Annotated in this window: 12 protein-coding genes; 5 read left to right on the top strand and 7 right to left on the bottom strand. The window is 36.6% G+C overall.

What is annotated here, in order from left to right:
* The first annotated feature begins 283 nt into the window (after positions 1-283).
* The 3 genes from H560_RS0116260 (at position 284) to argS (ending at position 6,638) form a co-directional block, all read left to right on the top strand.
* On the top strand, positions 284-3,295 hold the full coding sequence (locus H560_RS0116260) for a SusC/RagA family TonB-linked outer membrane protein (protein WP_027381005.1): 3,012 nt from the start codon (positions 284-286) through the stop codon (positions 3,293-3,295).
* Positions 3,296-3,305: 10 nt separating this feature from the next.
* Complete coding sequence (locus H560_RS0116255; protein ID WP_027381004.1) at positions 3,306-4,745, top strand: SusD/RagB family nutrient-binding outer membrane lipoprotein; 1,440 nt, start codon at positions 3,306-3,308, stop codon at positions 4,743-4,745.
* A gap of 126 nt (positions 4,746-4,871) precedes the next feature.
* Positions 4,872-6,638: an arginine--tRNA ligase gene (gene argS / locus H560_RS0116250; protein WP_027381003.1), complete on the top strand. Its 1,767-nt coding sequence runs from the start codon at positions 4,872-4,874 to the stop codon at positions 6,636-6,638.
* Between the two features lie 99 nt (positions 6,639-6,737).
* Here argS and H560_RS0116245 read toward each other — a convergent pair whose 3' ends face one another.
* The 7 genes from H560_RS0116245 to ccoN all read right to left on the bottom strand — a co-directional run bounded on the left by H560_RS0116245 (position 6,738) and on the right by ccoN (position 20,229).
* A complete protein-coding gene (locus H560_RS0116245) occupies positions 6,738-6,932 on the bottom strand; it encodes a hypothetical protein (RefSeq protein WP_027381002.1) in 195 nt (64 codons plus the stop codon).
* A gap of 150 nt (positions 6,933-7,082) precedes the next feature.
* A complete protein-coding gene (locus tag H560_RS0116240; protein WP_027381001.1) occupies positions 7,083-8,228 on the bottom strand; it encodes a hypothetical protein in 1,146 nt (381 codons plus the stop codon).
* A gap of 228 nt (positions 8,229-8,456) precedes the next feature.
* Entirely contained in the window at positions 8,457-9,380 is a 924-nt protein-coding gene (locus H560_RS0116235) for a YihY/virulence factor BrkB family protein (protein WP_027381000.1), read from the bottom strand.
* Between the two features lie 13 nt (positions 9,381-9,393).
* On the bottom strand, positions 9,394-11,721 hold the full coding sequence (gene tamL / locus H560_RS0116230; protein ID WP_027380999.1) for a translocation and assembly module lipoprotein TamL: 2,328 nt from the start codon (positions 11,719-11,721) through the stop codon (positions 9,394-9,396).
* Positions 11,721-16,757 carry a translocation/assembly module TamB domain-containing protein gene (locus H560_RS0116225; RefSeq protein WP_081413995.1) on the bottom strand — a complete coding sequence of 1,679 codons (5,037 nt, stop codon included), beginning with the start codon at positions 16,755-16,757 and terminating at the stop codon, positions 11,721-11,723. The genes tamL and H560_RS0116225 overlap by 1 nt, the downstream gene beginning before the upstream one ends.
* A gap of 287 nt (positions 16,758-17,044) precedes the next feature.
* Positions 17,045-17,932: a cbb3-type cytochrome c oxidase N-terminal domain-containing protein gene (locus tag H560_RS0116220; RefSeq protein WP_027380997.1), complete on the bottom strand. Its 888-nt coding sequence runs from the start codon at positions 17,930-17,932 to the stop codon at positions 17,045-17,047.
* Between the two features lie 17 nt (positions 17,933-17,949).
* A complete protein-coding gene (gene ccoN, locus H560_RS0116215; RefSeq protein WP_027380996.1) occupies positions 17,950-20,229 on the bottom strand; it encodes a cytochrome-c oxidase, cbb3-type subunit I in 2,280 nt (759 codons plus the stop codon).
* A 195-nt stretch (positions 20,230-20,424) separates the two neighbouring features.
* Here ccoN and H560_RS0116210 point away from each other — a divergent pair, with 195 nt between their 5' ends.
* Positions 20,425-20,718: a helix-turn-helix domain-containing protein gene (locus H560_RS0116210; RefSeq protein WP_027380995.1), complete on the top strand. Its 294-nt coding sequence runs from the start codon at positions 20,425-20,427 to the stop codon at positions 20,716-20,718.
* Between the two features lie 359 nt (positions 20,719-21,077).
* Positions 21,078-24,065: a sensor histidine kinase gene (locus H560_RS0116205; RefSeq protein ID WP_081413994.1), complete on the top strand. Its 2,988-nt coding sequence runs from the start codon at positions 21,078-21,080 to the stop codon at positions 24,063-24,065.
* The last annotated feature ends 3 nt before the right edge of the window (positions 24,066-24,068 follow it).

The following is a 24,068-nucleotide window of genomic DNA, read 5'->3' as shown; positions in this document are numbered from 1 at the left end:
AATTATAGTTATAAAATATTGATTATCAGGGATTATCGGTGGGTTTTTGGTCGCCTTTCTATATTGTTATTTTTTATTTTAGTTTAATTGATTTTGTTTTTTATTTATTTGAAATTGTTTAGTTGTTGTTTTTTTTTTGTTAAAATTGATATTATTAACATGTTTTTTTAACTTTTTAATCGTTTTTAATTAATTATTTTGAATAATTGTTAATTTTTCTATATTTTCTTTTGTTATTTTAAGAAAGTTTTACACCTTTGTGTTAAGCAAAATTTAATTTGATATGAAGAAACTAACAATGGGAGTACTTTCTATAGTACTTTCCTCTTCCCTAGCTGTTGCTCATGCGCAGGAAAAAAAGGATACCATCAAAACACAGGATATTGAGGGAGTTGTAGTAACAGCACTCGGTATTAAGCGAGAGAAGAAATCTTTAGGTTATTCTTCTCAAGAAGTAAAGGGAGATGATATTAATAAAGCTCCTACAGCAAACTTCTTAAATAACTTATCTGGTAAAGTTGCAGGTCTTGATATAAAGCAAGGTACCAACTTTGGTGGATCTACAAATGTAGTTTTAAGAGGTTTTAAGTCTTTAGATGGAAACAATCAAGCGCTGTTTGTTGTTGATGGTGTGCCTATCATTAATAGCAATATAAACTCAACTGATCAAAAAACAGCGCGAGGTGGTTATGATTATGGTAATACAGCTTCTGATATTAATCCGAATGATATTGAAAGTATAAATGTACTAAAAGGAGCTGCGGCGACAGCATTATATGGCTCTAGAGCACAAAATGGTGCTATAATTATTACTACAAAAAAAGGAAGTAAGAGGACTAAAGGAGTTGGTATAGAATATAGTTCATCATATACGGTATCATTCATAGATAAATCTACATTTCCAGAGTATCAAACAGAGTATGGCCAGGGCTACTTAGGTCAAGGGTTTGGTAGTTATTTAGGTGAGCCAAGAGTTTCATTTGGTCATGATGCATCTTATGGCCCAAGGTATGATGGAAGCCAAGTTTGGCAGTATGATGCTTTTATTCCAGGTTCATCAACTTTTGGACAAAAGACGAAATGGGAAATGGCTAAAAATGGACCAATTTCCTTCTTTAATGTAGGCACAAATGCTGTAAATAATATCTCTTTAAATGGGGGGAATGATGTTGCTACATATAGATTTTCATATGGAAATACATATGCAACTGATATAGTACCTAATAGTAAGCTAAATAAAAATAATTTTGCTGGTAATGCAAGCTACAAATTTACAGATAAGTTGACGGCTAATTTATTTGCAAACTTTGTTACACAGAGAACAAGAGGTAGAAGTAGTACAGGATATGGAGATAATATTATGTCCAACTTCAGACAATGGTGGGCGACGAATGTAGATTTGAAAGAGCAAGAAGCATTATATAATATGTCGCAACAAAATGCTACTTGGAATATTAGAAGTGTTTCAGATGTTAGACCACAATATTGGGATAATCCATATTTTAAAGTATATGAAAATTATCAAACAGATGCTAGAGACAGATTAGCCATAAATGCTAGTTTAAACTACGATCTCACTCCAGATATTAATCTAATGGGTAGAGTAGGTAGAGATGGTTATACAATGAAAGTAGAAGAAAGAAGAGCTGTGGGATCTGTGGCAGCTCCATTTGGACTGAATACTGTAGATCAACCGTCGGGTTATGCTTTATCTCATTATAATGCATCTGAAACTAACTATGATTTCATTGCAACCTATAAAAAGACATTTAACGATTTTAATATAAACGGCTTAGTGGGGACCAATTTAAATGTTCAAACATTTGAATCAGATCAACAATCAACGTCTGGGGGATTAATAATTCCGGGTTTATATACAATAAGTAATTCTGCATCAGCACCTGCCTTACCAGTGTCAGTGTCAAACGAGAAACGAATTTTTGGGATATTTGCTCAAGCATCACTTGGATACAAAGGTACTTATTACATTGAAGGAACGATTAGAAGGGATCAATCAACTGCTTTACCGAAAAACAACAATGTTTATTGGTATCCATCAGTAACAGGAAGTTTAGTTTTTTCAAATCTAATTAAACAAAACTGGTTATCCTTTGGTAAAATAAGAGCGGCTTATGCGCAAGTAGGATCAGATACCGGAGCTGATAATCTTTTAAATAGATATGCTGCTCAATATCCATTTGAATCCCCGATGTATGCCTATAGTACATTAGCAAGAAACCAAAACATTAGACCACAAAGGTTAAATAATATTGAATTTGGAGTTAATATGGAGTTCTTTAAGAACAGAATAGGATTTGATGTTTCATGGTTTAAAAATAGTGCCTTCGACCAAATTGTAAATTTACCTGTTACTACGAGTAGTGGTTTTATAAACAGAGTAGTAAATGCAGGAACATTAGAAACTAAAGGGTTTGAGATTTCAGGACATTTAACACCTATAAAATCAACAGATTTTGCATGGAATGTAGATGTCAATTGGTCAAATCCTAACACGAAGGTTGTAAAATTAGCAGAAGGCATCGAAAACTTTCAGTTAGGATCATTACAAGGAGGAGTTTCAATTAACGCACCATTGAATCAAGACTATGGAACAATATGGGGAGCTGACTTTGTTTACTCTCCAGACGGGCAGAAAGTTGTAGGTGATAATGGAGCTTATCTTACAACGAACTCTTCAGATCATAATTTGGGATCATTCCAACCGAAATGGATGGGCGGATTAAGGAATAGTTTCACCTATAAAAACTTATCAATGAGCTTTTTGATTGATGTCAAACAAGGTGGGAAAGTATTTTCGTTAGATCAATATTATGGTTACGGAACAGGGCTTTATCCAGATTCAGTTGGATTAAATGATTTAGGTAATCCTATCAGAAATACAATTGCAAATGGGGGTGGTGTTATTCTTCCTGGAGTAATGGTTGATCCTACCAACCCAAATAATTATATTCCTAATACAATTAGACTCGATAAATCACAATCAAGTCAAGTTTTAGGTACAGATCCACCACCTGCTGCGTTTGTATATGATGCTAGTTTTGTGAAACTTAGAGAAGTTGCTATTACCTATAGATTACCTAATTCTTTACTTGCATCAACTTTCCTAAGAGATTTAACTTTAGGTTTGGTGGGAACAAATTTATGGATCATTCATAAAAATTTACCATATTCAGACCCGGAAGCAGGGCTTTCATCTGGAAATATTCAAGGATACCAGTCAGGCCCAATGCCGGCAACCCGTAATTTTGCATTTACCTTAAAAGCTAATTTTTAAAAAAGAAAAAATGAAAAAAATAATAATAGGAGGATTATTTTCCATATTGGTACTGAATAGTTGTAATATGGATGAAAGTTTGAATACTGATCCAAATGTAGCATATACAACAACTGCAGAAACTGTAGTATCATACGCACAAAAATCTCTGGCAGATTATGTTAATACTCCGAGTGTTAATGAAAATAATTTCAGATTAACTATGCAGTATTGGCAAGAGACGACTTATGTTAACGAAAGTAATTATGATTTTGTTAATAGAAATGTTTCTAATAATATTTGGTCTGATAATTATGTACAGGTTCTTAGTAATTTAAATCAAGCAAAAAGTTTAGTTGAAAACTATACGCCTACTACCGCAGAAGTACCAACTTGGCCGGTGACAAAGAAAAATAAACTAGCTATTATTGATCTTATGATGGTATATACTTACCAGAATTTGGTTGATACTTTTGGCAATATCCCTTACACCCAGGCTTTGCAACTTGAAGCTTATCCTCTTCCTGCCTATGATGATGCCGCAACTATATACAGTTCTCTGATACAAAGGGCAAAAGCTGATGTCCAATCTTTAGCAAATGGAAATTCTTTTGGGTCTGCAGATTATTTCTATCATGGAGATGTTGCAAAATGGAAAAAATTTGGAAATTCTTTAATATTAAAACTAGGTATTGCAATAGCAGACTCTAATCCTTCTCTTGCTCAAGCTACAGTTACAGATGCAATTGCGGGAGGTGTTATGACGTCATCAGCTGATAACTGTCAATTACCATATCAAAGTACATCACCTAATTATAATCCCCTTTATGATGCCTTAGTGGCAAGCGGAAGGGATGATTATATCGCTGCAGCACCTTTTGTAGACTTTTTAAAAACAAATTCTGATCCGAGAATATCCTCATATTATCAATTAAATGAAGATGATGAGTATGTAGGACAAACTGTAGGAGCGCCTGGTGAGGTAGATGTATATTCTAGAATTGGAGAATTTGCTCATGATCCTACTCATCCGGGTACAATTTTGAACTATACAGAAGTTGCATTTTATCTTGCTGAAGCTGCTGCTAGATGGGGGACATCAAATCCTGGCACGGCTTATATAACTGCTGTACAAGCATCAATGGATGAATGGGGAGTTAATAATGCTGAAGCAACTGCATATCTGTCAAGTCACCCTTATAATGCTTCTAATTGGAAGAAGTCGATTGGGGAACAAGCTTGGGCTGCATTTTTTAACCAAGGGCAAACTTCATGGAATTTCTATAGAAGATTAGATTATCCATTATTACAAGCTCCGTCAACTGCTGTTCCTGAAGCAGGAGGTAAGGTTCCGGTAAGAATGACTTACCCAGTTAGGGAGCAATCAGTAAATGGTACGAATTGGTCTGCGGCATCTGCAGCAATCGGAGGAGACAAACTAACTACAAAACTCTTCTGGGATAAATTCTAACACTCAGTTAACACATTCATATTTAAAAACCGCCCGCCTTCGGGCGGTTTTTTTATTTCCGTATATTTGTATTTCAAAATTTGATGAGGAAGCTTTTAATAAAGGCCTAGAAATTAATTACAGACAATGAATATTAAAAATACTATAGAAGAAAAACTTTCAGAAGTTATTTTGAATGTTTATCAGTTAAAGGATATTAACCTTGAAATTCAGGAAAATAAAACTGAGTTTGAAGGGGATTTTACTATTGTAACATTCCCGCTGGTGAAGCAATTGAAGAAAAACCCGGAAAGCATCGGCGTGGAATTGGGAGAGGCTTTGACAGAGCAGACCGATTTACTGGAAAGCTTCAATGTGGTGAAAGGCTTCCTAAACGTTAAAATTAAAAATCAGTTTTTTATAGATAATTTTAAATCAATAACAGATAATTTTGATTTAATTGAAAAAAAGAATTCTACCGTGATGGTAGAATATTCTTCCCCAAATACGAATAAACCTCTTCATTTAGGACATATCAGAAATAATCTATTAGGATTTTCTGTGGCTCAGATTTTGGAAGAGGCTGGATATGATGTTATTAAAAGCCAGATTATCAATGACAGAGGGATTCATATCTGCAAATCCATGCTGGCTTGGGAAAAGTATGGAAAAGGGGAAACGCCGGATGCTTTAGATGTAAAAGGGGATAAGTTTGTAGGGAATTATTATGTGAAATTTGACCAGGAATATAAGAAAGAAATGGCTGAGCTCGTTGCGCAGGGTATGGAAGAGGAGCAGGCAAAAAAAGAGGCCCCTTTGATGAAAGAAGCTCAAAAAATGCTGCTGGATTGGGAAAATGGAGATGAGAATGTAAGAACCTTTTGGAATGAAATGAATTCTTGGGTTTATAAAGGTTTCAATGAGACGTATAGCAGACTGGGAGTTAGTTTTGATCAGATTCAATATGAAAGCAATACCTACATTTTAGGAAAAGATCTTATTCAGGAAGGTCTGGATAAAGGTGTTTTATACCAAAAAGAAGATGGTTCGGTTTGGTGCGACCTCACAGATGAAGGTTTGGATCAAAAATTATTATTACGTTCAGACGGAACTTCAGTGTATATGACACAGGATCTGGGGACTGCGGTAGAACGTTTTAAACAAAACGACATTCAAAAGCTAATTTATACAGTTGGAAACGAGCAGGATTATCATTTCCAGGTTTTATTTAAAATCTTAGGGAAATTAGGATACTCTTGGGCAGATCAATTGTATCATTTATCTTATGGAATGGTGGAGCTTCCAAACGGAAAAATGAAATCCCGCGAGGGAACGGTGGTAGATGCAGACGATCTGATGCAGGAAATGTATGAAACGGCAAAAAAAATCACCATAGAATTAGGCAAACTGGAAGGGCTTTCGGAAGTGGAAAAAGAAGTTTCTTATGAAATTATCGGGCAGGCGGCATTGAAATATTTCATGCTGAAAGTTGATCCTAAGAAAAAGATGTTGTTTAACCCTGATGAAAGTGTAGAATTTTCAGGAAATACCGGACCGTTTATTTTATATACCTATGCCAGAATTCAGTCATTGCTTACAAAAGCCGGAACTGAATATAAAAAAGCAGAAGGTTCTGAATTGAGTTTGAATGAGTTTGAAAAAAATCTGATCATGCTATTGGAAAACTACAAAGCAATTGTTGAGAAAGCTGCGGAGGCTTTGAGCCCTGCATTGATCGCCAATTATGTTTATGATTTAGTTAAAGCTTATAACTCATTTTACCAGAGTAATCAAATCTTAAAGCTGGAAGATGAAAATTTAAAACAATTCCGTTTAAATTTATCCGAAATAACAGCAAAAACCATAAAAAAATCATTGCATTTGCTCGGTATAGGAACCGTAAACAGGATGTAAAAAGTAAAACCTTCAGAATAAGTCTGAAGGTTTTTTATAAAAATAAAATTGATGTAAAATTAAATTCACTTACCCTTCTTTCGTATTCAGGACGTAGGGCTAGTCTGAAGGAATGAAATAAACAACGTTTACATTATAAGGGTAATTGGATTCATAAATGCCTAATGTAGTTTTAGCATTAATCTGGGTTTTTGATAATTCTGAAGCTGTTTCACTCTGAAAAACTTCTTCTCTACAGTTGGATAGCAATAGCAGTAATAATACCCCCAGGGTGTATAAATAATTTTTTAGCATATGTTTATTATTAGGTAGCGAAAATACATTTGATTTAATTTTATTTAAAATTATTGAATTTGATAAACATAAGTGAATTAAAATTTCAAAAAATCAAAACCTTCAGAAATTCCAAAGGTTATTGATAAATATATATGGAAATGTGTTTAATTATTTTAAAACAGGATTACCATTAACAAATGTAAATAATGGAAAAGTCTGCCAGGATGATCCTCCATCCGCAAACTGACCCTGCACTACAAGAGAATATTCTTTATTTGTAAAATAAAGATCAGCAACATCTACATAGGTGTAATAAGTATTATTAGCCCCTCGAATAGCAATTCCCGATATCGCATGATAAGGAGAGTCTTTCGGGATGAAGTAAATATTCAAAGAGGTAATGGGTGATCCTACCGAAAAATTTCCCCAAACCTGTATTCTGCCGTTAGAGATAGAACGACTGGTAATACTTGCCTGGAAATTGTGATTCTGTTTATAGAAATATCCTGCAGGCTTGGCAACCGGAGAGAATACCTGGCAATTATTAAGTATAGCTGCAGAAGCTTTGGTAAGAATGGTGGAGGAGTGGCCGTAAGTCTGGTTTCCCCAACCCATGAGGGAAGTCCCGTAGCCGGCAACATTTTGTAGTTTTTTTGAAAGAGCGTCATGCGGAAGGTTTAATGCATGTCCAAGTTCATGAAGAAGTCCTCCCATATAGGCTTTGGCCTGATTTCCCTGTGCTGTGTTCTGATTAAAATATTGATAGTCATTGTTCTCATGATCGCCTACAAAGCACGTTTTTCCTAAACCATAATAAGGAATATTGGTGCCAGGAGCAGGCACCGCCGTGAAAATAATGGTGTGTTCACTTGTCTTCGCAGAAGGATGTGCTGCAAACCACGTATTTACTTCTTGAAGTATCTGTCCGCCAGCGGAGTATGGGTAAGACGAAATTGGTTTTGCCCCATGTACAATATTTATTTTAATTCTATTGGTCGAAGGGTTTTTTAAGAGGCCAAAAGTACGGTTTCCATACCCCCAATTATACATATTTTGGCGGTAATATTCCTGTGCTGCCAGCATAGATTGGCTTATCCTTCTTTCATATTCAGGACGTGCGGGTACATCAGAAGGAATGAAATAAACTACATTTACATTATAAGGCAAAGCAGAGGTGTATTGGCCGATAGTAACCTTACTTTGTACAGCGTTTTCAGTCCCGGATCCGTAGTCTTCCTGCAAAGTCTCATCCCTACAGCTGTTGAGAAGTAAAATAAAAATAAGCATTCCTAGATTTAAAAACTTTGATTTCATAATTTTTTATTTGCGATTAGTTCACAAATATTTTACTTATAAAACCAAATTAAGTAATCAAAACAGTTAATCACCATTAATATTCCAGCTAATGAAATGGAGAATGTGTTAAGTCTTAAGTTTTAAATATTTGAAAATTAAAATTTTAAGATATCGCAGCTGTTAATGCAAAAAAAATCAGCTATTAACAGCTGAAATTTCTTTTTTTAGTTTATAAAATAAATAAAATCATGTGTTCTGGTTTTTCAGACTTTCTTCGTACAGCTTGGCATCGCTCCATTTTGCGTGCTTGGAAGGGCTTACCTTATATCCTTTTCTATAGGCGTAGACTTTAGTATATTCTGCCCCGAAGAAAATCAGCATGCATGAATAATTGATCCACATCATAATTAAAATCACTGTTCCTGCCGCTCCGAATGTGGAAGTAGGTTTTGCGGTCCCGAAATATAAGCTTAATAAAAATTTACCTAAAGTAAATAAAACCGCTGTGAGAAATGCACCTTTCCAGACCGGTCTCCAGCTCACTTTTACATCCGGAAGCACTTTAAACATTAATGCAAAAAGCATCATTACAAACCCGAAGCCTACCGCAAAATTCACAAGCTCTACCAGCATATAAGTTTCATATCCGAAATAATCTGTAATAATTTTATTAAAAACACTTATTAGTGAAGATAAAATCATGGTAATCATCAATAAAAACCCGAGAATCAGAATCATTCCCAATGAATTGGCCCTGTCTAAAAGAAACTTTACCAATGCCTTTTTGGGCGCAGACTTTACATCCCAAAGGCTGTTCAGAGAATGCTGAAGCTGGAAAAATAGGGTAGTAGAACCAAAAACCAGCGATCCGATTCCTACGGCCTTCATTACAATGTTTTGCTTGTCGATAAGTGCGCCGGCAATCATATTTTCTATACTTTTTGATACATCAGGCCCCATTATACCGCTGATCTGCTTACTTATCTCTCCCCGGATCGCCTCCTCACCGAAGAAGTAGCCGGCAATCCAGATAATAATAATCAATAACCCGGGAATGGAAAAAATGGCGTAGTAAGCCAGGCTCGCAGAATCTTTTGATGCTGAGGAATTATTCCATTCGTTAAAAGTTTCCTTTAAGGTTTCCCAAAGAAATTTAGCATGCTTTATCATTTGTAGTGTTTTTTTAGAACGGATACCCAATAGCGATGTTCAGGATAAGATTATCCTTTCTCCAGCTGGAATCTCCGAAATTTATTTTATCAAATGTCCATCTGTCATTTTTTTCATAATATGGAACACGCAGTGGCATTGCAAGATCAAGTCTCAAGATTAATATTGAAAAATCGAGTCTCAGACCAACTCCGGCTCCTACGGCAATTTCGCTTAAAAATTCTTTTGAAAACTTTGCTCCCGGCCGTTGTGGATCTTCGTTTACAAGCCAGATATTTCCGGCATCGGCAAACACGGCTACATTTAAAAATTTATATAAATTAGCTCTGTATTCTGCATTTAATTCAAGCTTTACATCACCCGACTGGTCGAAGTAATATCCTTCTTCAATTGTTCTCGGATCAAAACTTCCCGGCCCTAAAGTTCTCGCCCTGAATGCTCTCACACTGTTGCTGCCCCCAGAGAAAAACTGCCTGGAGAAAGGTATGTGCTCAGAATTTCCGTACGGATAAGCAGCTCCTGCAATAAACCTTGTGGCAATAGAAGTTTTCTCATTGAATTTATGATAAAATCTGAAGTCATTTTCGATTTTTGCAAACTGGCTGAAAGGAACTCCGAAAATAGATTTTTCTTTGTCTTTTTTCACATTTGCTCCGGTTATAAGTCCGGTTAAGTTTCCGGCAAGGTCCAAGGTTCCCTTATAATAAAAAGTACTTGGTTTCTGGAGCATTGTATTGGTGTAGGTGTAAGAATAGATAGGGCCAAAGATCAACTGGGGCTGGATTACCCTTTTCATTGCATCATTATTTGCTGATATGCTTTCATAAAGAGGAGTCACATTCGCAGGTGAAACATACGTAATATCAATAATTTTCAGATCATGTTCTTTTCTTGCATTTTCTTTCCAGACGTAGCCAAATGATCCTGTAAATGTATTTAAAGAATAATATTCTGTACGGTTCTGGAATTCGTAGCCCAAAGAAATGTTCGTCCTCGGAACAAAAGCACTCGAAGAATTAAACCTGAACGGTGCCACAATTCTTGGTATTGAAAGCTGTGCATTGGCTCCGGCTCTGAAAATATTTTTAGCATTTTCCGGTCCGCCGATCTGTACGTCAAAAGCCCCGAAAACTGATGCTTTAAACTGCTCTGCACCCCGGAAAAAATTTCGGTGTGTCCAGTTTAAGTTTAATTCACTTCCGGCGTAGTTCGCAGAATTGGTTCTTCCTAAAGCTTCCAGACGAAGGGACTGGATCTGTCTTGGGGTTAATAAATAGTAAGCATCAAACTTATGCTGCAAAGAATCTGAAACTACAAATTCATTTTTTACAAATTTAAAAACACCCAGGCTGATCAGCCTGTTTAGGGTAAGGTTATATTTGGTTCTGTTATAAACGTCTCCTTTTTTAAAGTATAAAGCCCGGTCAAAAATTTTCGGTTTGAATTTATGCTGAGGATCAATTACATAAATATCATTGTAAGCATATTTAGCAAGAGAATCTGCATTCATAGGAACATTATATTTTCCGTTTTTTACATCCTGAATGTTGTAATTAGGGAAAACCACCACTTTATCAATGCTGAACTGCTGTGTAGAGAGATCAGGCGTGTTTTCTTTAAGCTTTACATTAAGCTCAACCTTGTGGTTTTTGCTCACGGTGCTGTCCGCCTGAACGATAATATTATCCGGATGGAAGTAATAAAAACCTCTTTCCTTCAGGCTGTTATCAATTCTTTCTCTTTCAGATTTTATGACATCAAGGTCAAAAGGATTTCCGTTTTTAAGGAATGTTTTGTCCTTAATGCTTTGAATTTCACGGTTTACCAACGTGGAATCTTCCTGGAATTTCACATTGCTGATAAGATATCTTGCACCAGGTCTTACGTTGTATATAACTTTTGCCCTTTTGTTTTTCGAAACCGTATCGTAGGTTGCTCTTGCATTAAAATATCCTTTGTTTTCGGAATAATTTTCAATAATATCTTTATTGAACTCACGGTCTACATCACCCAGCAGCACAGGCTTTTCACCTACTTTATATTTCAGCCAGTAATTGAATCCTTTTTCTTTTTTAGGCTCTTTGGCAATGTTGTAGAAAAACAATTTTGGCCTTAGACCTAAAAACGTAGAATTAGGTTTGGGAGTAAGATTGGCTTCCAGAGCAGATTTCAGGTCGTTTTTTTCTTTCTTTGAAATCGTATCATTTTCAATATTGATTTCTGCACCTGTGTACAGCATCTGTCCTTCTTTCAGGTATTTCGTATTGCTGCATGAAAGCGTTACCGAAGCCATTCCGGAAGCAAATAAATATTTACAATATGTTTGGAAATTTTTTTTCATTATTTAAATTCTACGACTTGGTTTTGCTTATTTTTTCTCGATTCTTTCTGTTTTTTGTTCTTGGATTTCTGGAAAATCTCACGGAATTTATCATAATCCAGTGTGATGATAAATCCGAGACCTGTTTCCACGATCTGCCCCTGCAGTGCTACCTGATATTCATTTTTACGGTAGGCACGGAGCATATACCTTCCGTCTTTTGAAAGGCTGTAGTCCACCGTAACATCTCCTGCGATATTGGTCATGTTTTCATTCTGGCGGGCGTCTCCTTCCAAGGCAAAATTACTTCCCACCGAAACTTTTAGTCGGTCATTCAGCAGCTTTTTGCTTAATCCTACATTCAGGTCTGTTCTTGTATTTTTTGCTCCGCTGGAGTAATCTTCGGATGATTCAAGGTCAAAATTAAGATCAACGCCTTTTATTAAATCAGAAGCTAAATTATTCAGCTGTTGAGAAAGAATTTTACTTACACTTTGTCTCGCCAGCATCTCGCCGGAAACTCCTGCTCCGGACTGGAAAGGATTTTCACCAATGAACCTGTTCAGCAATAATAAAGCAAAAACCTGCTTGTTCATTTCTGATTCCTGAGTTCTAAGCTGTGTAAGTTTTTGATCCACAATATCTGTAACGGTAGAAGAAACGGCGTTGTTTTTCTCGTCCGTAGTAATATCGAAGGTGATAACGGGCTTCAGCAATTCACCATTCATTTTCAATAAAGTATTGAAAGGAATTCTTTGTTTAAACTGATTGATTTCACCCGGTGAATCTGTGTTTAACTGCTGCTCTACCAAGTCTATTGGTGCAGCTTCTGTTTTATAGATAGCGGTAATATCAAGGTTAGCTGTTGTAGGTTCACCTGTCCAGGTTATGGTGCTTCCTTTCTGAATGTCAAACTTACGTTTCAGAACGCTTACTGACATTTCATAGCTTCCGGATTCTACCTCGTAAACACCTACCAGTGTGGTTTTACCAGACGGATCAATTCCTCCGGTAAGATCGGCTTCACCCTGCAGCTTTACGAAGTCTCCGTTAGCTTTATCAATCAATAAAGATAATTTGGCTTCTTTACTAAGTTCAATATTTACACTTACATCCATTCCCTTGATACGGCTTTGGGCATTTAGAGAATCTGCTTTTATTGTTTTGTTTAAAACTACCTGGTCCTGATCAATAAATTCCACAATACCTTCTCTTTCCTGCAGGGTAGGTGTAGACTGAGGAAGCACAAAAGTGAAATCCGTATTGTCTGCAACAGCCAGCCTTCCGTCCACCTTCGGCAGATCCAGGTTTCCTCTTACGTGCAGTGCAGCATCAATTGCGAGGATTCCGTACATGATGGCATCGTTTGATTTTTCAGAATTTACCACCTTGAAGTCTTTGGCATTTACATCAAGATTGAAAGCAAAATCCCTGTATGTCTGCGTTAGAACCTGGCCGTCTATTTTCAGGGAGTTTCCGTCTTTGTCATTGATTTTAAAGTTATCAAATTCAATTCCCCTGCTTGTAAAGGCAATTTCGTCATTCAGCTTTCTGAAATCACTTCCTGTTTTTGCAATTTCAAGTCCGGCATCATTGAATTTCACCTTACCTAAAATATTCGGTTGCTTGGTGGTACCGGTAATTTTCAGGTTTCCGGAAATGTATCCTTCCGTATTGGTGATTGCGTTCATCGAGAATCCCTGCAGTGACTTCATCTGTAGCTGATTGATGGCCATATTCAAATCAAACGAGCTTGAGGATGTATTGTAATCTCCCAAAATTCTCACATCATTATTATTTCCCGAAAGAGCAACGTCAGCATTTAAAACATTCGGTGAAGTATTATTTACTTTCGCGGTGAGGTTCCCGACCGGGCTTCCGTAAACAATTAAATCCGTAATATTCAGATCAGACGTAAACGTCATATTTTTCGTAAGATTTCGCAGCTGTGCGGTTCCGTTGATAGTTCCTTTTGCTAAAACAGTATCTTTTTTAATAAGCTCGGTAATGGTTTCGATTTTAAAATCTTTCAACGAAACATTTAAAGGAGCGTTTGGAGATTGCGACTCAGACTGCAAAAGAATTTCACTTCCCGCATTGGAAAGCCTGAAATTATCTGCAAGGATTCCATTATTGCCGATCTGGATTTTATTTCCTTCTGCAACAGTCCAGTCGGTATAATTTAATTTTAAGCCGTTTGGATTTAATGAAATTTCAGTAATGTCATTCAAAGATTTTGCATTTCCTGCAATCAGGAATTGGGTGGCATCTTTTTCGTCTTTCGTAGTTATATTGTAATTGATGATGTTATTGGCAACATCACCGTTGATATTTACTTTATTTAAAGCAAAACTTGAGCTTTTCAGGGCGGCAACATTGAGGGTGTATTGTAACGCCTGATTTTCATTAGTAATCCGTATCGAAGCATTTTCAATGGAATTTTCACCATACAGAAGCTGCGGAATCTGCCCGTCAATCTCTATTTTTTGAGAATCTGCATCGTAATTCCCAGCTAAATTGATGGTTTCAAAGCTTTTAAGATCCGGGACAAATTTTCTGATCAGATCATCATTTTTAATTTTTGCATTAAAGGTAAAAAACTGTCCGTCCTGTATTTTCTGGGCATTTGCGGGCTTTTGGAACTGGTAATACTGATTGATAGTATTGCTGAGCGCACCGAAAATCTGAGTCAATTTATATTTTCCTCTCAATTCCACATCAGCAATCTGGGAATTGAAAACAATATTGGTGGAATCATTGGTTGATGAGGCTTTAAGATTCACTTCCTGAACGGGATATACTTCCTTTGTATCAGAAAATGCAAAGTCTTTCAGATTTAGGTAGCCGTTAAGATTATCAGGATCCAGATTGGTAAAGTTACCGTCTATTTTTCCTGCGATGATCATTGGCTTTTGATAGAAACCAAGCTTGTTGATGTCTAATTTTATAATTTGTCCGTTTACTTTGATGGTCGGATTTTTCTCATTATAAACTCCGGAAGCGGTTAATGATAAATTGGCATTCGGATCTTTTGAGTTTAAAAGGATGTTGTAATTTCCGCGTCTTATTTTTCCTGTAAGATCCATATTCTGGTAACGGTAACCCTTGTAAACTGCTGAAGAAACGTGGCCTTTCAGGTCTGCATTGGCATTTTTGAAGTCGAAGCTTTCTCCTTTTGCTGCAATTTGTGCGGAAACAGGCCCAATATCTTTGTTCTGGATAATCTTACCGATTTGTAAAGCCTGAAGATTGGCTTTTACATTATATAATTCATGATTTTTTCTCCTCATATCTACTTGCGCTGTCACCGCTGCATTTCCGGCAGTGGAGTAGAGGTTAAGGTCGGCATTGACTACTTTTGTTGTTCCTTTTGCTGTTCCTTTTATGCTAAAGTGGCTTGGTAAAGCGATGTTTGAAGGAATTGTATTTTTAGGAACAAGATTAAAGATCGTCTGTCCGGTCGCAGCAAGTTCGCCTATTCGTAAATCGTAGTACAGCTGATCAGGATTCATGGCATTTTTGATTCTTCCTGAGGCAGCCACCCGAAGCTGGTCCAGTCCCGAAACTTTGAGATTGTTGATCAGCAGGTCATTTACACTTCCTTTTACGTTGGCATTTACATTTAAAATAGCATTTGGATATTTATTAAACGGAATGGTATTTCTTAAAGTAGGAACAATATTCAGAATATCAGCGAAACCGATTCTTGAATTTTCAATATTAGCTGAAACTTTTACTGCACCCGGATTTGAGCTCAGTTGCTCGATTGAATTATAATTTAAAATCACCTCATCACGCAAAACCGTTTTCGGAGTCTGGAGGTATAGATCTTTTAAATAGGCTTCTTTTTCTGCATATACAAAATCTGTATTGAATTTCTGGATATTGAGACCTCTTCTTTCCTGGATTTCTGCGGAATTCACGGTTCCGGCAAAGGTGTAGTTCTCCATTTTGAAATTTCTTACCTCAAGATTCATTTTGGAGAAATTCAGGTGGTTGAAATCCATTCCCTGTCGGGTAGGAGCGATGGCGGTGTTATTGTACGCTACTTTTACATCATTTAAAACCAATTTTCCTAAGAGAAGATTTAGTGCTTTCTGCCGGCCTGCGGCTTTTGAAACTTCAGCTTCTTTCTGATCTTTCGGATTGGCATTCTGAGCCGGAAGATAAAGATTTGCATTGATGTCTGCACCAGACAGGAAAACATTGGAAACATTGTACGCGTTGTTTTCGAGATCAAGTTTATTGACTCTTGTGCTTAACTCTTTAAATAGAACTTTTGCAAAGGTTTTGGTATTATCATCCCCGTAATCAATATCAAAATTAGTAAGCTTGATGCCTCTTAAACCAATCTGCATGGGCTTTTTATCATTAAGTGAGTCTACTTTTTTCTCAACTTTTTTGGAGACTTCTTCTACGAGATCCTGTTTTAATTTAAGCTTTAATCCGTCTAAATTAATATCGTTGACGGCGTATTTATTATTGGTTAAATCAAATGTTTTTACCCTTGTATCAAAGGATTTGAAGTAAAGTTTTATATCATTTCTGGATTGCTGGTCATTAAAGGTAATGCCGATGTCTTTTAATTTAATTTTATCTAAAGAAATAATGAACGGCTTAGAAGGGCTCTCCTCCTTATCGCTCGTGGCAAAGGCATCGATAATATAATCGAAATTGAATTTCCCGTCCGGTTTTCTTACAACATTCGCACGAACCCCTTCCATGTCAACAGAGGTGATATCTGCGGTAGAATTGATGAGTTTCAGCATGTGTAATCCTACATCGAGCTTTTTTACGGCCAACAGCGTATCAATATCCTGACCTTTGAGGTAAAGATTTTCCATGATAAGACTGTTGGGAAATCCTATGTAGACCCTTTCCAGGCTTACCTTTGTTTTTATTTTTTTTTCAAGGTAGACGACGAGCTTGTCTTTTACAAAATTCTGAACGACCGGAAGTCTCAGACTAAGAATAAGAAGAACAAGAAAAACCACTATGGAAATAATGGTAATAACAAAACGTCTTAAGAGTTTTCTTTTATTGATTTTCAGCTTCAAGAGTGTTTGGGTTTTAGAACAAATATAATAATACTATTTTTATTATAAATCTGTTTTGGTACCCATTGCGAATACAAAAACCCTGCCTTGACTGCCAATTTATGGAATTTAGTTTAGTAATTGTCAAGTGAATAGTTGATGAAACAGCCAAAGCGAGGATTTAATTCTTAAAAAAGCCCCCCTTTTCTATCATTTTTTTAATGTTGAAAAGGTTTAGAAAAAATGAAATCAAATGTTAGTTCAAATTAAAAAGGGGGCTTGGCATGGTTATGTTGAGATAAAAAATTCTACTGATTTCCAGTTTCCCATCGGGCTTCCCGGCCCTGTGGTGCAGCACCTCCCTGAGCCGTAGTGATGGGTGCTGTCTCCTGATTGATATGATAGACATACGCCGCAATTTTTTCGGCATCTCTTCCTGTAATAGTTCCTTCTTTGATGAAAGGCCTCATGGTAGGGTTGTTCGGGGATCCGTTTTCAAGCATCCAGAATACATTTTTGAATAAACTTTTTTCTTTAATATTAATCCAGTGTCTATCTGTAAGGTTTGGGCCGATGCCTCCCTTTCCGCCTTCTCCGTGGCAGGTTACGCAGTTTGTTTTGAATAATTCCTGACCTTCCGCAATGTTGTCTGCGCTGTATTTTGCAGATTCCAGATTGATCTGGGGTGCATTTTTTTCATATTCTGCTATTGAAGCAAGCATTGTTTTTGTTTCTGCATTCAGTTCTGCTTCCGGATGGGCATAATCTGTGAATGCAAAAGCCAGCATATATACTCCACAGAAAATAAATCCGAAATAAAATAAGCCGATCCACCATTTAGGAAGTGAATTGTCGAGCTCTGTAATCCCGTCAAAGCCATGATCAATAAGAATATCTTTTTCTTCTGTAGCCGACTGTTTTTTGAAAGCCGAATTCCAAAGTTTCTGAAAATAAGGTGTGTTTTTTTCTTTTATATATTGTGCTTTTTCTTCATCGGATAATTTGCTGAACGTCTGATTTTCGATAAGATCTCCAATAGAATTCATAATAAGAAGGAGAATAACGGCAATCAGCATCAACCCCCAGAAAAAAGGTGAAGAAAAATATCCTGAATCGTGTGCGAACATCTCGAACGCCATGATCGTCAAACCTACTGTGAGAAGGATGTATACTGATATCGGGGTTCTTGTTTTCATTTTAATTTTAGCTTTAATTATTCTGCACTTGCAGTTTTGATCTGCGTGGTTTTAATGTCGGTTCCCAATCTTTGCAGATAGGCGATCATTGCTACGATTTCTCTCTGTTCCAGCGGGACAAATGACGCTCCTTTGGCTGCACGGTCTTTTTCTACCTGGTCTTTTACATCTTTAGCCTCAGAATAAATTCTTTTTACAATACCTTTGGCCTGATTATCTGCCCATTGGTTTGCAGAATCTATTTCAGCTTTTGTATAAGGAACATCGAAATAATTTTTCATTAATTTCATTTTATCCACCATTTGTGTTTTATCTAACTGATTGGTAATCAACCAAGGGAAACGAGGCATAATGGAACCTGCAGATGTGATTCTTGGGTTATACATATGCTTAAAGTGCCAGGAATCCGGATTTCTGCCGCCTTCTCTGTGAAGATCCGGGCCTGTTCTTTTTGACCCCCAAAGAAACGGCCTGTCGTAGATGAATTCGCCTGCTTTGGAATACTGTCCGTTTTTACCTTCAAACCTTACAATTTCGTCACGGAAAGGTCTTATCATCTGTGAATGGCAGGAGTTACAGCCTTCTCTGATGTAAAGGTCTCTTCCTTCAAGCTCCAGTGGAGAATAGGGTTTTACCGCTGTGATGGTAGGAACACTTTGCTTTAATGTTAAGGTAGGAATTATCTCAACCAAACCTCCGACAGCAACCGTAATGAATGCTAAAATGGCCAATAATTTGGGAGTTCTTTCCAGCCATAGGTGGAATCCTTCGCCTTCTTTTCTTGCCGTTCCGATGTTCGCTAAAGCTGGTGCCTGTGCAGGAACGTCTTTCTGAAAAGATCCGGCTCTAACGGTTTTGATAACATTCACCACCATTAATACAGCTCCTGAAAGATAAAATACACCGCCTAAAAATCTCATTTTAAAATAAGGAATGATTGCAGTTACGGTATCCAGCCAGTTTTTCCAAACCAAAGTCCCGTCCGGATTGAATTGCTTCCACATTAATCCCTGAGTGAATCCTGAAATATACATAGGAACAGCATAGAAAATAATTCCTAAAGTTCCCAGCCAGAAGTGCCAGTTGGCCAGTTTTTTAGACCAAAGCGGGGTTCTCCACATGATCGGGATGAGGTAATACACAATTCCGAAAGCCATAAAGCCGTTCCAACCTAGTGCCCCGATGTGTACGTGGCCTATTACCCAGTCTGTATAATGTCCTATTTTGTTTAATGATTTTGTAGCTAAAAGCGGACCTTCAAAAGTTGCCATTCCGTAGCAGGTTACTGCCACTACGAAGAACTTCAGGATTGGATTTTCCCTTACTTTGTCCCAGGCGCCTCTCAGGGTTAAAAGTCCGTTCAGCATTCCTCCCCATGACGGTGCAATCAGCATGATGGAGAAACCTGTACCCACTGCCTGAGCCCAAGCGGGAAGCGCAGTATACTGCAAGTGATGCGGCCCGGCCCAAAGGTAAACGAAGATCAGCGACCAGAAGTGAATAATGGATAATTTATAGGAAAATACAGGTCTGTCTGCCGCTTTTGGAAGGAAATAATACATTAATCCAAGAACGGGCGTTGTAAGAACGAATGCTACCGCATTGTGACCGTACCACCACTGAACCAAAGCATCTTTTGCTCCTGCATAAACAGAATAGGATTTCCAGCTTGTGAAAGATAACGGAACCTCAAGGTTATTAAAAATGTGAAGCATTGCCACAGCCAGCCAGGTTCCTACATAAAACCAGATGGCAACATACAAATGCCTTACTCTCCGTTTTGCAATGGTTCCAAACATATTGATCCCGAAAACCACCCACGAAATGGTAATTAAAATATCAATAGGCCACTCGTGCTCTGCATATTCTTTTGAGGTATTGATTCCCATTAAGAAAGTGATGACAACGCTGATGATCATGATCTGCCAGGTCCAGAAATGAATCCATGAAAGGGTATCGCTGTACATTCTTGTTTTCAGAAGTCTCTGCATGCTGTAATAAGCCCCGCAGAAAAAAGAATTACATACAAAAGCGAAAATCACCGCACTGGTATGAAGCATTCTGATTCTCCCGAATCCCAAGGCTCCCTGTGTATTAATCAGTCCCTGGATGTTTCCCGAAGCAAGACTTTTTATGGTGGTATCGTCTGTCCCGAATAAGAATTCCGGAAGCTCAGGATAAAAAAGCATTAATGCAGCAGTAAGCCCTAGTAAAAAGCCTACTAAACCAAATGCAATCGTAGCATAGAGGAATGCCCTGACAATATTATTGTCATAATTAAATTGTTGCGTCTCCATAATTCCAATAGTGTTGTACTGAGGTGAATTATTTTCTTTTAAAATCAAGATTTAAGCTCGTTTTTAAACTTAATTTTAATAAAAAATAAATATCATGTAGCGTGTATAATGTTTTGCCAAAGGTATTCACTAACTTTGTGTAAGTCTAATAGATATACTTCTAAAGTATACCGAAAACTACTAAAACGGAATACGATGAAAATATGCGGTCAAAACATCAGGAAAATAAGGAGAAGTAAGGATTTTACTCAGGAATATATGGCTTTTGAAATGGGTATTTCACAGAAAGCATATTCTGATATTGAGAATTCTAAAGTAAAAATAAATCTGGATATCCTTACCAGGATTTCGGATATTTTAGAAATAAAACCTTCTGATATCTGCAGCATCTCGCACAAATGCGATACCGGTGATTATGAAGAAAAATATCATGATCTTCTGGAATACATGAAGCAGAACAATATTTCTGTTCCCAAAGAGTATTTATAATAATCATAAAACAGGCTTTGTAGTAATATGGGTACAAAGTTGTAGTGTTTTTATGACAGCCCCTACTACGATCGTCAAAAAGTAATTTATACTTTTGACTATAAATACAAATCGATGAAAAATATCTCTTTCCGCCTTTTGCTGCGGGCAAAGCTGAAATCTTCAGCAAAGTTTAAATTACAACATTTATTCTTTAAATACTAAAATATTGAGACTTAACCTGTAACAAGCACTTGTTACATATTGTTTTTCTTACAATCGCTTAACGGTAAAATGTAATGAAAATTTGATATACTGTAGAATTTTTTACGCAAAATGTCAATATCTTTGTGTTAAAACTAACAACTAACTCGATATTAATGAAGTTCTGTTACTTTATTTTTATATTTTTTCCGCTACTTTTTCATGCCCAGCGCTACACTTCCCGGTGGTACGGCATGGACCAGGGACTGCCCCAAAACAGTGTAAAAGATATCACCAAAGATAATTATGGTTTTATCTGGCTGGCAACAGACAGCGGTATTTTAAGATATGACGGAGTACAGTTTCTTCAGTACGATAATAAGCTTAAAAATGTAAGTTTTAAGGACTTTTTAGGATACGGAAAAGACGGCATCATTATTTTTAACAATTGGGAAGAGGAGTGTATTTTAATTAAAGACAGAACAATACAATTACCTCATACAAAAGTATCCAGAACGTATTTTATACAAAACGGGAAGCAATACAAAAGATTTTACAAAAACAGTTTTATCAATAATTTCTTTCCGGATATAGATTCTTATTACATTAAAACGAATTCGGAAACCTATTTTTTTGATGGTAAAAAAGTAAAGTATGCCGTTGGAAAAGGAGCAAAAAAAAAAATTGCGGAAAATTTTCCTTTGAAACTACTCGGAAATGCATTTGAGTTCAATGATATAGTTTACATAGGGGACCCTGAGAACAGGAGAACCATTATTTTTAATAAAGGGAAAGTCTCTTATGACAACCAGCCTTCATTATACAATGACCCTAAAACAAAAATTTACTGGCATCAGGGTACTAAGCAAACCTTTATAATCAATAAAGGAAATATTTATATAAGTAAAATAAAAAACGGGAAACCGGCGCTTTCTTTTTTGATAGAATATAAAAATATCGAAAAAGAATTATTGTACTGTATGTTTTATGATGATGAATCTAACAAGCTGTATCTCGGAAATGTAGTTAAAGGATTGAATATCGTAAGCCTATCCAATTTTTATACTCCTCAGAAAAATATTCCGTTTACAGGTGAAGTGGTATATGAAGCGCAACCGTTTACTCAAAGCTCCATTATTACCAAACAAGGATTTGAGTTTTCCAGAGATAAAGTAAATAAAATATTTTCTTCAGATGCTAAAGCAGATAAGCGCTGCCTTATTTATGATGACTCTAACAACCTTTTATATACGCAGTTTTATAAAATTAAGAAACTGTATAAATCTACAGGATATGCTACCAGTGATTCTATAAGCTTTACTGAAAGAAAAGTTCAGGATATTTTTAAGGCGGGTAAATATTACGCTATAAGTATGGCAGATACTAAATTTAATTACTATTATCTGTATATCTATCCTAATGACAAGCTTAAGCATCCTAAAAATACTTTCAGATTTAAAGATTATATTTTTAGCATAACGGCTGCTGATAATGATCAATTATATATAGCTACTGGAAACGGCCTTTTTGTTGTTTCTCTTTCTGAACGTAAAATCTTAAAACACCTTGCCAAAGGATGGGTAGTAAAACAAGTCCAGAGAACTAAAGACGGGAATCTTTGGGTACTGACCTATGGAAAAGGTATTCATCTTTTAAAAGGCGAAAGGCTGATTGCATTGCCCTATGATAAAGACGGATATATTGCCGATGCGCACCATATTCTTGAAGATCAGAAAGGCTTTTTCTGGATCTCTTCCAATAACGGATTATTCAAAGTATCTAAAAAAATTCTGTTGGATTATGTGGCAAATAAGAATACAAAAGTCACCTGGTACCGCTATACGAAAGAAAACGGTTTTCTGAATAATGAATTCAACGGGCGGTCTAATCCCAGCGGAAATGTCCTTGATAACGGGGAGTTCGTATTTCCGTCCATGGAAGGTTTTGTATTTTTTAAACCTGGTGAAATTAAAACCCATTACCCTAAAAAAAATCAGCTTTTTATAGAAAGAGCCAGGCTTGGGAAGAAAATAATCTATTTTAAGGATACACTCCGCCTAAAAAGCGATTATAAAACGGCTGATATTTTCCTGGATATTCCCTATTATCAGAATATAGAAAATGTTTATGTGGAAAGCAGGCTGCTTCATAACAGAAATGAAAACTGGGAAGAAATAAAGCAGGACAGGAAATTCATTTTAAATAATGTTGGCCCGGGAAATTACAGCCTTCTGGTTCGTTTTTTAATCTCCGAAAATGGTGAGTTTGCCTATAAAAAAATTCATATTGAAATCGTTCCGTTTTTTTATGAAACTTTATGGTTCAAAGGTCTTATTGCATTATTGGGAATCGTCTGCATTATAATCATTATACAGATGCGTACCAATTTCCTGAGCAGTAAAAACAAAAAACTGAAAAGTAACCTGCGCAACAAGAATATGGAGCTTCGGGAGACCAGCGAAAACCTTGAAAAAACAAGAATCCAGCTTAAAAATGAATCCGAATATCAGCAGAAAATCATGGAAAGCATCAGCCATGATATAACCACTCCGGTACGCTTTATTTCCCTGCTTTCCCAGAAGCTGAGCGAAGCCGAAGATGCCAATGTTCAGAAAAAATATTTTGACAGCATTTATAAAACCTCGGAACAGCTTTTTAAATTTACTTTAGGCCTTAAAGAATACACCGAATTGTATAAAGAAGAAAAAGTAATGGATGATGAGGCATTTTCTGTCTGGAGCATTGTGGAGGATAAAAAGCTTCTGTTTGAAGAAATGGCATTTTCCCATCATACAATGATTACAAATCTTTGTGATCCGGGCCTTATGATAAGATCGAATAAAAACATTCTCTCCGCCATTGTTCACAACCTCATCGATAATGCCGTGAAAAATACGGGAGAAGGTGAAATACAGATAAAAACAGCCGAAAAAAATAATCAAGTTGAAATTGGTATCTTTGACACAGGAAAAGGGATGTCACAAAGCCAGATAAAGTATTACTCTCAGGTTTTTGAGAGTGTGGGGACAGAAAATTTTATATTCAAAAACTACGGGCTGGGTCTGCATATGGTTATTCAGCTGAGTAAAAAAATAGATGCAGTCATAAGCTTCCAGGAAAATATCCCGAAAGGTACTATCGTAAAAATTCTTCTAAAAAAATGACAC

The sequence above is a fragment of the Chryseobacterium daeguense DSM 19388 genome (genome assembly GCF_000430825.1).
Lineage (GTDB): Bacteria > Bacteroidota > Bacteroidia > Flavobacteriales > Weeksellaceae > Chryseobacterium > Chryseobacterium daeguense.
This window is presented reverse-complemented; position numbering and strand designations above follow the sequence as displayed.

Coding starts and splice junctions, on each gene's coding strand:
- H560_RS0116260 (WP_027381005.1), top strand. CDS start 284: ATGAAGAAACTAACAATGGGAGTACTTTCTATAGTACTTTCCTCTTCC.
- H560_RS0116255 (WP_027381004.1), top strand. CDS start 3,306: ATGAAAAAAATAATAATAGGAGGATTATTTTCCATATTGGTACTGAAT.
- argS (WP_027381003.1), top strand. CDS start 4,872: ATGAATATTAAAAATACTATAGAAGAAAAACTTTCAGAAGTTATTTTG.
- H560_RS0116245 (WP_027381002.1), bottom strand. CDS start 6,932: ATGCTAAAAAATTATTTATACACCCTGGGGGTATTATTACTGCTATTG.
- H560_RS0116240 (WP_027381001.1), bottom strand. CDS start 8,228: ATGAAATCAAAGTTTTTAAATCTAGGAATGCTTATTTTTATTTTACTT.
- H560_RS0116235 (WP_027381000.1), bottom strand. CDS start 9,380: ATGATAAAGCATGCTAAATTTCTTTGGGAAACCTTAAAGGAAACTTTT.
- tamL (WP_027380999.1), bottom strand. CDS start 11,721: ATGAAAAAAAATTTCCAAACATATTGTAAATATTTATTTGCTTCCGGA.
- H560_RS0116220 (WP_027380997.1), bottom strand. CDS start 17,932: ATGAAAACAAGAACCCCGATATCAGTATACATCCTTCTCACAGTAGGT.
- ccoN (WP_027380996.1), bottom strand. CDS start 20,229: ATGGAGACGCAACAATTTAATTATGACAATAATATTGTCAGGGCATTC.
- H560_RS0116210 (WP_027380995.1), top strand. CDS start 20,425: ATGAAAATATGCGGTCAAAACATCAGGAAAATAAGGAGAAGTAAGGAT.
- H560_RS0116205 (WP_081413994.1), top strand. CDS start 21,078: ATGAAGTTCTGTTACTTTATTTTTATATTTTTTCCGCTACTTTTTCAT.